Below are 12640 nucleotides of genomic sequence, written 5' to 3'. Positions count from 1 at the left end.
AATGATTGAGGGGGAAGAATTTTGGAATCAATTGTACCAATTAGAGGTAATGTGAAGCACGCTATCACATTGGACCCTACAGTTTGGATATTTGACGATCGGCGTATAGATCTAGATATTTTCTTTACAGAGGATTTTGTTGAAAGAGATGAAATGGAAGAGTATAAAGAAAAAATGGGCAAGCACTGGTCAAGAGAAATCATGGAAGGTGCTACATATCCGCCAACTTTAAAAAGTGAAAAAAGATATGAAAAAGATAAAATGTTGACAGGCAGCTTCGCTATGGTTCTAGAGCCTTTCATTCACAATGCAGTGCCGAATGCTAGCGCATCAACGTTTTCACTCATTACAAAAGACAATGAAAAATACACGTATCCACTTTCCGATGCTACAAATATTCTTTTTAAATTCAGTCATGAAGGCAAACCTCTGAGAGAAGACGGGCCTGTACATGTACTATTTAAGGACGGCTCGAATCAACACTCCCCGATCCGTCATGTTCAAGCAATCGAAGTGGATTGAAGGAGATGACCGCATGCGTGTCAAATGCGTCCTATGCGACCAAATCGACCAGTTAGCAGATGATGATCCTCATGCTAAAAAGCTGCGAAATCGGCCCATTCACACATATATGTGTCCCACATGCAAGCTGCGAATCAGCGAATTAACCGAGTCGAGAATAGCAACAGGCAACTTCGTTTTCCATCGAAGTTCACACTTAACTGAAAAAGATTTTTGATTTTTAAAGCAAAAAACTCCGTTGTCATCACACAACGGAGTTTTTTGCTTTATAGATATTTTAAGTGCTGAGTAGTGGAGTTTAAAATCAATAAAAGAAAGCTGGGATTGCGGTTCAGGATTTGCGCTCCAAATGGAGACATTTTCCGTAGGGAGTGGCTAGAGCTAATCGAACAGCGAAGGGTCCGATTTGTAAAATTACTGTGTTTCTTTGCAGAATTTTTACAGCACATACTCCTAACGCTTTGCACAGTCCAAGGCCACAAGAAGAACGCTGATCCTCCCGAAGTCGCCCCATCTTCCGCTCCAATCCTTACTTCGAATGTAGAAGCATATAGCAATCTCACTGGATTTTTTCTTAAAATCTAAGAAGAATAGCCTTACTCAGATTATAAAACGGGCATCTTTCCTTGATTATGTTCAAAGACATTAAGCGAAATGTGCCGCTAACACTTTGCTTTTGTTCCAATCTAGATAGTTAGCTCGGATACGTATTGAATTCTTCGTTTACAGCAAGTGTTTGCTTGCTCGTAATGAAAAGCCTTTAAGTCCCGAGATGTTCTTCCTTGTTTTATAGCTTTCTGAGCGCGAAGATACACTCAATAACTTCAGTTAAATACGCAGTTGATCGGAGTGCAGGGTGGCGAAAGGCAAAGATATGCTCTCAACGCTACGCTTTTGTTCGCAAAAGCAGTTCCACGTTACGGCTATTCCTGTGGGGGACAGCGCGACAGGTGAGAACCCGCAGAAGCGACGAGGAGGCTCACCGAGCGCCCCACGGAAAGCGTCCACCCGGAACGCAAATCAACGGTGCCGTACCCTCTGTCGAATTCTTCTATTCACATAAAAAGACTCCGTTGTCATTGCACAACGGAGTCTTTTTTATGTTCATTTAAACGACGAACACGGTAAATAATAAGAATGGCAGCGGCTACGATCAATCCTTCTACGATTGGAAGGAAGAAGGCCAAGAAAGTCAAAACCAAGCACCCTATAAACAAAAATGCATAGATTACGACATTCTGCCAAAAATTGATTTTTTTCGCAAATCCAAGCTTATAAACAATAGCAGACATGATGAAAACGAGGGCGAACAGAATATAGCCCGCGATGTCGAAATTAGGAGCTAGTTCATAGACCATCCGTGCGATTCCCGACATCCGATTGTAGACCATTTCCGAATCCTCTACTCTCATTCCATACATTCCCTTCTATCTATATTATTCCCCAAGTTTTTTCCTTTTATTTGCGCGATCACGTTCACTCTTGTCGAGAATTTTCTTTCGTAAACGAATCGTTTGTGGGGTAATTTCACAATACTCGTCGTCCCCAATATACTGAAGAGCTTCTTCTAGTGACATAATACGCGGTTTTTTCGTCGTAACCGTTTGATCTTTCGTAGCAGAACGGACATTAGTCGCGTGCTTAACTTTTGTTAAGTTAATCGTCAAATCGCTGTCACGATTGCTCTCGCCCACTACCATACCTGCATAGATTTCAGCACCTGTTTCAACAAACATTGTACCACGGTCTTCTAGTTGCATAACTCCGTAGCCCGTCACAGTTCCATTTTCCATAGAAACTAGAACTCCGTGTCTTCTTCCACCAATTTTACCTGAAGTGACCGGTTTATAGCTATCAAATGTATGGTTTAAGATACCATAACCACGAGTCAATGTAAGGAATTCAGTTGTGTAACCGATCAACCCACGCGCAGGCACTAGGAAAATTAGACGAACTTGTCCATTCCCATTATTGATCATATCTAACATTTCACCTTTTCGCTCACCGATCGACTCGATGATCGAACCCGTATGATCTTCTGGAACGTCGATCTGAACACGCTCAAAAGGCTCGGAACGCACACCGTCAATCTCACGGATAATGACTTGCGGCTTCGATACTTGCAATTCATATCCTTCGCGACGCATATTTTCAATTAGGATGGATAAATGAAGCTCACCGCGTCCTGAAACGATCCACTCGTCCGGGGAATCAGTAGGATCTACACGTAATGAAACGTCCGTCTCCAATTGTTGATCCAAACGCTCTTGAATCTTCCGGGCTGTAACCCATTTACCTTCCCGACCTGCGAATGGACTGTTGTTCACTAAAAATCTCATTTGAAGCGTCGGCTCATCAATATGAAGTTCTGGTAGAGCTTCCTGATGATCCGTCGGACATACAGTCTCTCCGACATCAATATTGCCCATTCCTGAAACCGCCACGAGATCTCCCGCAAAAGCTTCCTCAACTTCCACTCTCTTTAGACCCATGAATCCATATAATTTAGTCACGCGTAGATTTTTCACAGACCCGTCACGTTTCAATACGGAGACTTGCTCGCCTACTTTCATCGTTCCACGGAAAATTCGTCCGATTCCGATACGGCCAACATAATCATTATAGTCCAATAGAGACACTTGGAACTGTAAAGGCTCATCACGATTATCGATCGGCGCCGGGATATGTTCCAAAATCGCATCATATAGAACACGCAAAGTATCTTCCTGTGTTGCTGGATCCGGCGAAAGACTCGCAGTACCATTAAAGCCTGATGCATACACTACAGGGAATTCTAATTGCTCATCGTTCGCATCCAGCTCAATGAATAATTCCAGTACTTCATCAACCACTTCTTCAGGTCTTGCGAATTCACGGTCAATTTTATTTACTACAACGATTGGTTTCAAGTTCGTTTCCAATGCTTTCTTCAAAACGAAGCGAGTTTGAGGCATACACCCTTCAAACGAGTCGACAACTAGGATTACGCCGTCTACCATTCGTAAAATTCTTTCCACTTCTCCACCAAAGTCCGCGTGTCCTGGTGTATCCATGATGTTAATTTTCGTATCTTTATATTCAATAGCTGTGTTTTTAGCTAATATCGTAATTCCGCGTTCACGTTCCAATTCATTAGAATCCATCGCCCGGTCGTCTACATGCTCATTTGATCGGAAAATACCTGACTGTTTTAACAACTGGTCAACTAATGTAGTTTTACCATGGTCAACGTGGGCTATAATTGCAATATTTCTAAGATCTGCTCGTTCGTTTGTCATTTTTTCACTCCGTTTATCTTTTTTCAGATGTTCAACTGTGTTATTATAGCACAAGATAGTTCATTTCAATAATATTTAATTTTATCTTTTTTCAGCAGAAGACTTCCACCTCTATAGGTGGTTGGGATGATTGCAGTTTTATTTCCTGTTCAGCGGGTGCTCAAATGCTTGCTGAACAAAGAGATAGCCTCCGATTTTGATGGTGTTAAAGGTTAACTGCCTGCGTCACGCAGGCCTAAGCACAATTCAAAATCTGGACACAATTACACCGAGGCATAATTGATAAGGAGGGATTTTCTTGAAAGATATTAAGTGGATTTTTGTTCTTTATTCACTTGGGGCCGTTTTATCTATGTCTGCGATCGGCATTGGGATAGGCATGCGGAGCATTTTTGTTGTCGTTCTTGCCATCGTCGCCCTTATTCTAATCATGGGGAATGGCTTTAAAACAAAAGCTCGTATGCGCGAACAAGGTACATTGTAACTATATTTTACATACAGGTAAAGGGACTGTACATTAAACCAAACCGGTTTAACAAACAGCCCCTTTTTTATTTTAGTCGGATATATTTTGATAGTATTTCCTCATGCAAACCTGGTCGTGTTACAATAAATGTATCCGTCCCAAGTAAATGAGGCGCTTCGCCTTGCAAGCTTGTTGCTACAGCTCCTACTTCTTGGGCAATTACGATGCCGCCCGCTATGTCCCATGGCGCTAATCGCATCGAGATATAGGCATCGATCCTGCCTGATGAAACGTATGCTAACTCAATCGCCGCAGAGCCATAAGAGCGCGTTCCTCTACAACGAGTTACGAGTTGAATGATTTTATCATTATCTACCTTAGTGTTTGGCGCCACCCAACTTGCATTAATACCAATTAACGCTTCCTCAAGAGGCGTTATTTCAAGTTGTGGAAGTCGCTCATCATTGAAGTAAGCTCCCTCGCCTTTTGCAGCGTGATATAAATCATCACCCATTACATCATATATGTAGCCCAGCATCCCCACGCCGTCTACATAAATCCCCAAGGAAATAGCGAAATTCCTTCTTTGATGGATGAAATTCATCGTCCCATCTATTGGATCCAAGAACCATACAGTCCCGTCCAATGAAGTAATTTTATCTCCAAATCCCTCTTCAGAAACAATTTTATGTTCCGGAAAATCTTGTTTCACTCGATCCACAACGAACCTTTCGATTTCCTTGTCGATATTTGTAACTAAATCATTTGCATCTGCTTTTGAATCGATGTCTATCGTATTAAAAAAAGACACACGTATTTTGTGGCCAGCCTCTTTGATTAACGATTTTGCATATCGATCGATCGCATTAAGATTCATCTTGCCACCTCTTCCCATTCCGACTAGTGTTAGTATAACATACAGTAGAAAGAACAGAAGAGAATACGGTTACAGCCTGTTAAGTAAAAAGGCATCCGTCACATTTTCTTCAAATCTGAAGGAAATGGGGATGCCTTTTACAATTCGACACTCACGCTGTGAAAACATTTAGCGTCTCCAACTCGCTGTGGATTTCAGCAAGCCGTTGTTTACTTTTTTCAACTTGTTTTGAATCCTCTTCTTGCAATGCATCATACAGAGTCGCCAATTCGTAATCAAGTTCTAAATTCAGCGTTCGGACATATTCTCTTTCCACATCTTCTTTGCGTATGAAATGAACAACTTGTTTCATGAGTAAGCACCCCTTTTAATTAATTAGCTTTCACTAACCGCCTTATATCATAGTATGTGAAAATTCCGACTTTAAGTGGTTAGAAGCCTTGTTATTTTAAATTATTCCCCGTTTATTGATAAGATAAACGTAGACATTTCAAACTGGAGGAGAATTTCATTGACTCAAAATTATTGGTCAGCAACAGATTTCAATGTTTTTACGATAGAAGGCCTTGATCAACGCATGGCTGCACTGCAACAAAAAATTCAACCGAAATTCAAGGAATTAGGAGACCATTTTTCACACACCCTTTCAACTCACGGTAAAGGAGAATTTTTCCCTCATGTTGCAAAACATGCTAGACGTACAGTAAATCCACCAAAAGATAGCTGGGTGGCATTCGCTCCCGCGAAAAGAGGATACAAAGCGTTACCTCACTTTCAGATTGGCTTGTGGGGCACTCATTTATTCATCGTGCTGGCAATTATTTATGAAAATCCTGATAAAAAAGGGATTGCAGAACGGTTAGAAAAAAACTTGGAAGTTTTGACGTCTTTGCCGAATGATTTCATTGTTTCGGGGGATCATATGAAGCCGGATGTCGACTTAATTAGCGAAGTACGTACAGAAGGCCTTAAAAAGCTGTTGGAGCGCTTGCAGACAGTGAAGAAAGCTGAATTTCTAGTCGGACGGCATCTATCTAAAGAGGATGCAGCAGAAATGACAGAGCAGCAATTTTACAACTTTGCCACAGATACGTTCAATCACCTTCTGCCTGTCTATGATATTGTGATAAATTCTTATGATTGATATGTTGAACAAAAAAACACGGTATCAGTAATTTACTTCTGATACCGTGTTTTTCAGTATGTTTTTTTCAATGCAAGCAGTGTTAGATTTATAAGTATTACACTTTTAACAACTCTCCAGCTTTGCGTTCTCTCGCTAACTTTACAACTCGATAAGCGACATAACCGCTGCTTTCCTCGAACTCTTTACACAACGTCTTTTCTTCCGCCATAGAGGGCACAACTTTCTTGAATGAACGATAATGGTTCATAAAATCTTCTCGCTCAACAGAAGACTCGTAGGCTTGTTCTACTTTAGTGAAAAAATCGATTACTGACACGATTTCCTCCGTAGACCAATCTGCTCGCAGCGGATATTGATATTCAGCCATTTAGCTCTCCCCTTATTGGATATACCATTTTTCTCGGATGTTTTCAGCTTCATTTTTCATTCGAGCAAATAACTCAGAAACACTCGGGACGTCGTCAATCATTCCAGCGATCTGACCGCCCCATCCAAAGCCTTCGCTTGCAGCTCCATCGTGGATGAGCTTACAGTTCGCTTCGCCGCTGACATACGATTTTAATCCCTCATAATCGGCGCCCTCAGCCTCTAACCGCAAAATCTGCTCCGTCCATTCATTCTTCAATGCACGTGCCGGTGCTCCTATTGTTCTTTTAATTATCGTAGTATCTTGCTCCGTGCTGTCCAGCAAGGACTGAACGTAAGCTTCAGATGCATGAACACATTCTTTTGTGGCGATAAATCTGGTACCCATCTCAATACCTTCCGCGCCAAGAGCATGCGCAGCCATCCAGCCGCGGCCGTCTCCTATTCCACCTGAACCAATGACAGGGATACTCACAGCGTCTGCAATTCGAGGAATCAGCACCATTGTTCCAATATCATCGCGCCCTAGATGACCTCCGCCTTCCTGTCCGACAGCAATAACTGCATCCGCACCAATTTCTTCTGCTTTTTGTGCCTGTCTCCTTGCAGCTACCAATACCATCTTTTTAACGCTCGTTCCTTTTAGCATATCAAATAAAGGTGCTGGATTTCCACCTGTCACCGAAAGAATCTCTACATCTTCTTCAAGGGCAGCTTCCACCATCGATTCATACGCTCTGCCGTGATTACCAATTGCGAAGTTCACTCCGAACGGCTTAGCTGTTTTCCTTCGTACACTGCGTATTTCCTGTTTCAATGCTTCCGGCGAAGGTAGACTCATTGCGGTAATTTGCCCTAAACCTCCAGCTTCCGAAACTGCCGCAGCCAAATCTGCATAAGCTAAATACGCAAGACCTCCTTGTACAATTGGATATTCAATTCCAAACAACTCAGTCACCCTTGTTTTCCAAATCACAACTCCACCCCTTTTCTCAATTCAAAAACAACTCATGAGAAAGTAATCCCCATGAGTTGTTTAATTTCTAGTTGTTTTATTTCGTCATCATATGGATTGGCTTACCAAGAGCAACTTCAGCTGCTTCCATGGAAATCTCGCCAAGTGTAGGATGCGCATGGATCGTCATAGAAATATCTTCAAGAGTCATTCCCGCTTCAATGGCTAGTCCCATTTCAGCAATCATGTCAGAAGCATTTTCACCAACGATTTGTGCACCTAGAAGCAAACCGTCTTCCTTACGTGCAACAAGCTTCACGAAGCCGTCTGTTGCATCCAAAGAAAGTGCGCGACCATTTGCAGCAAACGGGAATTTACCGCTTACTACATCATAACCTTCATCTTTTGCTTGTTGTTCATTCAAACCAACAGTAGCAAGTTCAGGATCTGTAAAGCAGACAGCCGGAATAGCCAAGTAGTCTACTTCAGATTTCTCACCAGAAATTGCTTCAGCTGCGATTTTCGCTTCATAGGAAGCTTTATGAGCAAGTTGTGGACCTGGTACGATATCACCGATTGCATAGACATTCGGAACATTCGTACGGCACTGTTTATCCACTTCAATCAAGCCGCGGTCTGTCATGTTCAAGCCTAGTCCTTCAAGACCGATTTCGTCAGTGTTCGGACGGCGGCCAACTGTCACAAGAACATAGTCCGCTTCAACTTTTACTTCTTCACCGTTTGCTTCATACGTTACTACTACACCATCTTTTGTCTCTTCTACACCTTTAGCAGATGCTTTAACGACAACTTCAACGCCCTTTTTCTTCAGGCCTTTTTTAACGATTTGAGTCATTTGTTTTTCAAAGCCTGCAAGAATGTCATCTGCCCCTTCAATGATCGTCACTTCGGAACCTAAGTTCGCATAAGCCGAACCTAGCTCAGTGCCGATATATCCGCCACCAATAACGACAAGTTTTTTAGGCAATTCCTTCAGATTTAAAGCTCCTGTTGAATTAATTACACGGTCAGTAAATTTGAACGATGGGATTTCGACAGGGCGTGCACCTGTTGCAATGATCACATTATTGAATTTATATGTTTGTGCAGAGTTATCTGTCATCACACGTACTGTATTAGCATCCACAAAGTATGCTTCACCATTAACAGTTTCAACTTTATTGCCTTTTAAGAGTCCTTCCACGCCGCCTGTCAATTTAGAAACTACTCCGTCTTTAAATTTCTGAGCTTTTGAGAAGTCTAATTTGACAGATTCAGTAGTGATCCCCATAGAATCAGAATCTTGAGCTGCTGCATACCGATGTCCGACAGAGATCAGCGCCTTGGATGGAATACATCCTACGTTCAAACAAACGCCGCCTATCGTCTCTTTTTCTACGATTGTTACTTTCTGTCCCAGTTGAGCTGCACGAATTGCTGCTACATACCCTCCTGGGCCTGACCCGACTACGAGTGTGTCTACTTCGATTGGAAAATCTCCTACTACCATGTGCTTTACGCCTCCATTAATAAAAGTGATGGGTTACCTAGTAATTCCTTAAGATAGTTTAACGCTAATTGCCCCGTTACGCCATCAATTACTCGGTGATCGAACACTAAAGATAATGCTAACATAGGTGCTGCTACAATTTCACCATTTTTTACTACAGGTTTTTCAGAAATTCTTCCGACACCTAAAATAGCTACTTCTGGATGGTTAATAATTGGTGTAAACCATTGGCCGCCTGCTGAGCCGATATTCGTGATCGTACATGACGCGCCTCTCATTTCTGAAGCTTGCAATTTACCTGAACGAGCTTTTTCAGCCAATTCATTTACTTCATTCGAAATAGAGAACACGGATTTACGATCTGCATTCTTCACGACAGGTACCAAAAGGCCGCGATCTGTATCTGCCGCAATCCCAATATTGTAATAATGTTTCTGAATCAATTCTTCCGTCGCATCGTCCAGTGATGTATTCAGTTGCGGGAATTCACGAAGAGTCGCTACCAAAGCTTTGACAACATACGGCAAGTACGTCAGCTTAATGTCTCTTTCCGCTGCAATCGCTTTGAATTCTTTTCGGTGTGCAACAAGTGCTGTGACATCTACTTCATCGAGCAATGTAACATGCGCTGCTGTATGCTTGGAATTCGACATAGCCTTCGATATCGCTTTACGTATAGGAGACAATTTTTCACGTGTTTCAGGGAATTCACCTTCAAAAACAGGTTTCTGTTTTTCTGAAACAGTTTCATCCACCGCAGGCTCTTCTGTTTGAGGAGCTTCTGCGCTTGGCTGTTGCTGACCGCCTGCTTTAAATGCATCGATATCTTCTTTAAGTACCCGGCCGTTTTTCCCGCTGCCTGTAACGCTTGAAATCGTTACATCTTGCTCTCTTGCATACTTACGGACAGAAGGCATAGCGATTACTCTGCGATGTTCATCAGCAGATTGTGAAGAACCCTCTTGTTTTGTTCCGACAGGTTGGTGATCATCAGCAGGCTGCTCCGGCTTTTTCGCTTCGGCTGCGCCAAACGCCTCTTCCACTTGTTCATGTGATTTTTCAGCGCTCGCTTCTTCGGATGAAGAATCTTGACCAGCGCCCTCATCATGATCCGGAATATCATGATCCGGTGCGTCAAAACGAACTAACTTATCGCCAACAACTGCCACTGTGCCTTCATTGACATAGATTTCTTCAACTGTACCTGATACAGGTGATGGGATTTCCACCACGGCTTTATCATTTTGTACTTCTAGCAATGTATCATCTTCCTGGATCGAATCGCCTGGTTTCACAAACCATTTTACGATCTCTCCTTCATGTATACCTTCCCCAATGTCCGGTAAACGAAATTCATAGGTCACGTAATTCACCCTTTCTGGATTGTCTTACAATTGGTCTGATTAAAATGTCAGTACTTCTTTTGCTTTTGCTGCTATATCTTTCGCATTCGGAAGCCATGTATTTTCACCAGCTGCAAACGGATAAACAGTATCTGGCGCTGTTACACGCAATACAGGCGCTTCCAAACTCAAAATTGCTCGTTCAGTGATTTCCGCTACGACATTCGCTGCGATCCCTGCTTGACGCTGCGCTTCTTGAACAACGATCACGCGATTGGTTTTTTCGACAGAGTTAATAATTGTTTCGATGTCGAGTGGCTGAATCGTCCGCAAGTCGATTACTTCCACAGAATACCCTTCTTTTTCCAACGCTTCCGCAGCTTTCAGGCTTTCTTGAACCATCGCACCGTAGGCAATGATCGTCAAATCTGTTCCTTCACGCTTAACATCTGCTTTCCCTAACGGAATTGTATACTCCTCTTCAGGTACTTCCTGTCTGAATGAACGATATAATTTCATATGCTCTAAGAATATTACAGGATTATCATCCCGAATCGCAGAGATCAACAAGCCTTTTGCATCGTAAGGTGTAGAAGGGATGACGACTGTTAAACCAGGCTGCGCTGCCACAAGGCCTTCTAAACTATCTGCGTGCATTTCCGGAGTAGCTACCCCGCCGCCAAACGGCGCACGAATCGTGACAGGTGCATTGAAGTGGCCACCCGTTCTAAAGCTCATTCTAGCCAATTGTCCGCTAACGGAATCCATTACTTCAAATAAAAAGCCAAAGAATTGAATTTCCATGATGGGACGGAAGCCGGTCAACGCCAGCCCGATTGCCAATCCGCCAATTCCTGATTCGGCAAGCGGCGTATCGAATACACGCTCTTCCCCGAACTCTTTATGAAGGCCTTCCGTCGCCCGGAAGACACCTCCGTTTGCACCTACATCTTCCCCGAACAACAAAACATTTTCATCCGCTTTTAGTTCAGTGCGAAGTGCTTCTGTAATTGCTTGAATCATTGTCAACTGTGCCATCGATCAATTCGACTCCTTTCCAACATACACATCCAATTGTTCTTGTAAATTAAATGGCAGATCGCCTTTATACATGATTTTCATAAAATCGCTTGCTTTTTGTTTTGGAGCCGCATCTGCTTTCTTAATTGCTTCTTTAATTTCTTCTTTCGCCCGTTCAATAACTTTTTCTTCCTGTTCTTTAGACCAGATGCCTTTGCCCTCTAAGTAAGTTCTGAAACGAACGATCGGGTCACGTTTTTCCCATTCGCTGTCAATATCAGATGTACGATAGCGTGTTGGGTCGTCCCCAGCCATTGTATGCGGTCCGTAACGGTAACACATCGTCTCGATCAATGTTGGACCGTCGCCATTGATTGCACGCTCTCTTGCGTCACGAGTCGCTACATATACCGCCAACGGATCCATGCCGTCAACCAGAACACTTGGCACGCCTGCAGCCACGCCTTTTTGAGCTAGTGTCTTTGCAGCCGTCTGCACATCCCGATGAGTAGAGATTGCATATTGGTTATTTTGGATAATGAAGATTGCCGGTACTTTGTAAGCTCCCGCGAAGTTCAACCCTTCATAGAAGTCACCTTGAGAAGTACCACCGTCACCTGTATATGTTATAACAACTGCTTTCTTTCCTTTTTTCTTATAACCCAGACCGACTCCCGCTGCCTGTATATATTGAGCGCCAATGATGATCTGAGGAGGGAAAATATTTAAACCATCCGGAATCACGCTGCCTTCATAATGGCCTCTTGACCATAAAAACGCCATATCTAACGGCCAGCCGTGGAAAAGCAATTGAGGCACATCGCGGTAACCTGGAAGAATGAAATCTTCTTTTTCCAAAACATACTGAGAAGCAAGCTGAGAAGCTTCTTGACCTGCCGTAGGAGCATAGAAACCTAATCTCCCCTGTCTGTTTAAAGAAATGGAACGTTGATCCAAAATTCGTGTATAAACCATGCGAGTCATCAATTCAACTAATTCTTCGTCAGGAAGTTTCGGATCTAGGTCCTTATCTACAATTTTTCCTTCTTCATTGAGAATTTGCACCATATCAAATTGGCTTTCAATCAGTTGAAGCGCTTTCACCGGATCATACTGATTTCCTTTTTTAGCTACCATATCTTGATCTCTCCTTCGT

14 protein-coding genes are annotated in these 12640 nt (G+C 42.8%); 4 read left to right on the top strand and 10 right to left on the bottom strand.

What is annotated here, in order from left to right:
- The first annotated feature begins 21 nt into the window (after nt 1–21).
- Together MKY93_RS05480 and MKY93_RS05475 are read left to right on the top strand one after the other, a co-directional pair.
- Complete coding sequence (locus MKY93_RS05480) at nt 22–522, top strand: hypothetical protein (RefSeq protein ID WP_078817838.1); 501 nt, start codon at nt 22–24, stop codon at nt 520–522.
- 13 nt (nt 523–535) lie between these two features.
- Nucleotides 536–739, top strand: a complete 204-nt coding sequence (locus MKY93_RS05475) for a YlaI family protein (protein ID WP_078817839.1) — start codon at nt 536–538, stop codon at nt 737–739.
- A gap of 859 nt (nt 740–1598) precedes the next feature.
- Here the strand turns inward: MKY93_RS05475 and MKY93_RS05470 are convergent.
- Both MKY93_RS05470 and typA read right to left on the bottom strand, forming a co-directional pair.
- Complete coding sequence (locus MKY93_RS05470; protein ID WP_245799498.1) at nt 1599–1934, bottom strand: YlaH-like family protein; 336 nt, start codon at nt 1932–1934, stop codon at nt 1599–1601.
- Between the two features lie 24 nt (nt 1935–1958).
- Nucleotides 1959–3800, bottom strand: a complete 1842-nt coding sequence (gene typA, locus MKY93_RS05465; protein ID WP_009765644.1) for a translational GTPase TypA — start codon at nt 3798–3800, stop codon at nt 1959–1961.
- Between the two features lie 298 nt (nt 3801–4098).
- On the opposite strand from typA, the gene MKY93_RS05460 reads away from it, so the two are divergent.
- Nucleotides 4099–4284, top strand: a complete 186-nt coding sequence (locus MKY93_RS05460; RefSeq protein ID WP_009765645.1) for a YlaF family protein — start codon at nt 4099–4101, stop codon at nt 4282–4284.
- 67 nt (nt 4285–4351) lie between these two features.
- Here the strand turns inward: MKY93_RS05460 and MKY93_RS05455 are convergent, their stop codons facing one another.
- On the bottom strand, nt 4352–5143 hold the full coding sequence (locus MKY93_RS05455; RefSeq protein WP_078817840.1) for an inositol monophosphatase family protein: 792 nt from the start codon (nt 5141–5143) through the stop codon (nt 4352–4354).
- 151 nt (nt 5144–5294) lie between these two features.
- Nucleotides 5295–5495 (bottom strand): hypothetical protein, encoded by a 201-nt coding sequence (locus tag MKY93_RS05450; protein ID WP_009765647.1) that lies wholly within the window; start codon nt 5493–5495, stop codon nt 5295–5297.
- 159 nt (nt 5496–5654) lie between these two features.
- Between MKY93_RS05450 and MKY93_RS05445 the strand changes: the two genes are divergently transcribed.
- Nucleotides 5655–6287, top strand: coding sequence for a YktB family protein (locus tag MKY93_RS05445; RefSeq protein WP_176132552.1), 633 nt, complete (start codon nt 5655–5657; stop codon nt 6285–6287).
- Between the two features lie 97 nt (nt 6288–6384).
- Here MKY93_RS05445 and MKY93_RS05440 read toward each other — a convergent pair whose 3' ends face one another.
- The 6 genes from MKY93_RS05440 to pdhA all read right to left on the bottom strand — a co-directional run bounded on the left by MKY93_RS05440 (nt 6385) and on the right by pdhA (nt 12621).
- Nucleotides 6385–6657 carry a UPF0223 family protein gene (locus MKY93_RS05440; RefSeq protein WP_078817841.1) on the bottom strand — a complete coding sequence of 91 codons (273 nt, stop codon included), beginning with the start codon at nt 6655–6657 and terminating at the stop codon, nt 6385–6387.
- Between the two features lie 12 nt (nt 6658–6669).
- Nucleotides 6670–7632 carry an NAD(P)H-dependent flavin oxidoreductase gene (locus tag MKY93_RS05435; protein WP_340758495.1) on the bottom strand — a complete coding sequence of 321 codons (963 nt, stop codon included), beginning with the start codon at nt 7630–7632 and terminating at the stop codon, nt 6670–6672.
- 76 nt (nt 7633–7708) lie between these two features.
- The gene (gene lpdA / locus MKY93_RS05430; protein WP_078817843.1) at nt 7709–9121 is read right to left on the bottom strand and encodes a dihydrolipoyl dehydrogenase; all 1413 of its coding nucleotides are present in this window, start codon (nt 9119–9121) and stop codon (nt 7709–7711) included.
- Nucleotides 9122–9126: 5 nt separating this feature from the next.
- Nucleotides 9127–10485, bottom strand: a complete 1359-nt coding sequence (locus MKY93_RS05425; RefSeq protein WP_340758494.1) for a dihydrolipoamide acetyltransferase family protein — start codon at nt 10483–10485, stop codon at nt 9127–9129.
- A 39-nt stretch (nt 10486–10524) separates the two neighbouring features.
- Nucleotides 10525–11502, bottom strand: a complete 978-nt coding sequence (locus MKY93_RS05420; RefSeq protein ID WP_340758493.1) for an alpha-ketoacid dehydrogenase subunit beta — start codon at nt 11500–11502, stop codon at nt 10525–10527.
- A 3-nt stretch (nt 11503–11505) separates the two neighbouring features.
- Nucleotides 11506–12621 (bottom strand): pyruvate dehydrogenase (acetyl-transferring) E1 component subunit alpha, encoded by a 1116-nt coding sequence (gene pdhA, locus MKY93_RS05415; protein ID WP_009765654.1) that lies wholly within the window; start codon nt 12619–12621, stop codon nt 11506–11508.
- Nucleotides 12622–12640 lie beyond the last annotated feature (19 nt).

This window comes from Sporosarcina sp. FSL W7-1283 (genome assembly GCF_038003105.1).
Lineage (GTDB): Bacteria > Bacillota > Bacilli > Bacillales_A > Planococcaceae > Sporosarcina > Sporosarcina newyorkensis.
Note: the sequence above shows the minus strand (reverse complement) of the source record. Positions and strands in the feature narration are given on the sequence as shown.

Coding starts and splice junctions, on each gene's coding strand:
- typA (WP_009765644.1), bottom strand. CDS start 3,800: ATGACAAACGAACGAGCAGATCTTAGAAATATTGCAATTATAGCCCAC.
- MKY93_RS05470 (WP_245799498.1), bottom strand. CDS start 1,934: ATGAGAGTAGAGGATTCGGAAATGGTCTACAATCGGATGTCGGGAATC.
- lpdA (WP_078817843.1), bottom strand. CDS start 9,121: ATGGTAGTAGGAGATTTTCCAATCGAAGTAGACACACTCGTAGTCGGG.
- MKY93_RS05420 (WP_340758493.1), bottom strand. CDS start 11,502: ATGGCACAGTTGACAATGATTCAAGCAATTACAGAAGCACTTCGCACT.
- MKY93_RS05440 (WP_078817841.1), bottom strand. CDS start 6,657: ATGGCTGAATATCAATATCCGCTGCGAGCAGATTGGTCTACGGAGGAA.
- MKY93_RS05450 (WP_009765647.1), bottom strand. CDS start 5,495: ATGAAACAAGTTGTTCATTTCATACGCAAAGAAGATGTGGAAAGAGAA.
- pdhA (WP_009765654.1), bottom strand. CDS start 12,621: ATGGTAGCTAAAAAAGGAAATCAGTATGATCCGGTGAAAGCGCTTCAA.
- MKY93_RS05475 (WP_078817839.1), top strand. CDS start 536: ATGCGTGTCAAATGCGTCCTATGCGACCAAATCGACCAGTTAGCAGAT.
- MKY93_RS05455 (WP_078817840.1), bottom strand. CDS start 5,143: ATGAATCTTAATGCGATCGATCGATATGCAAAATCGTTAATCAAAGAG.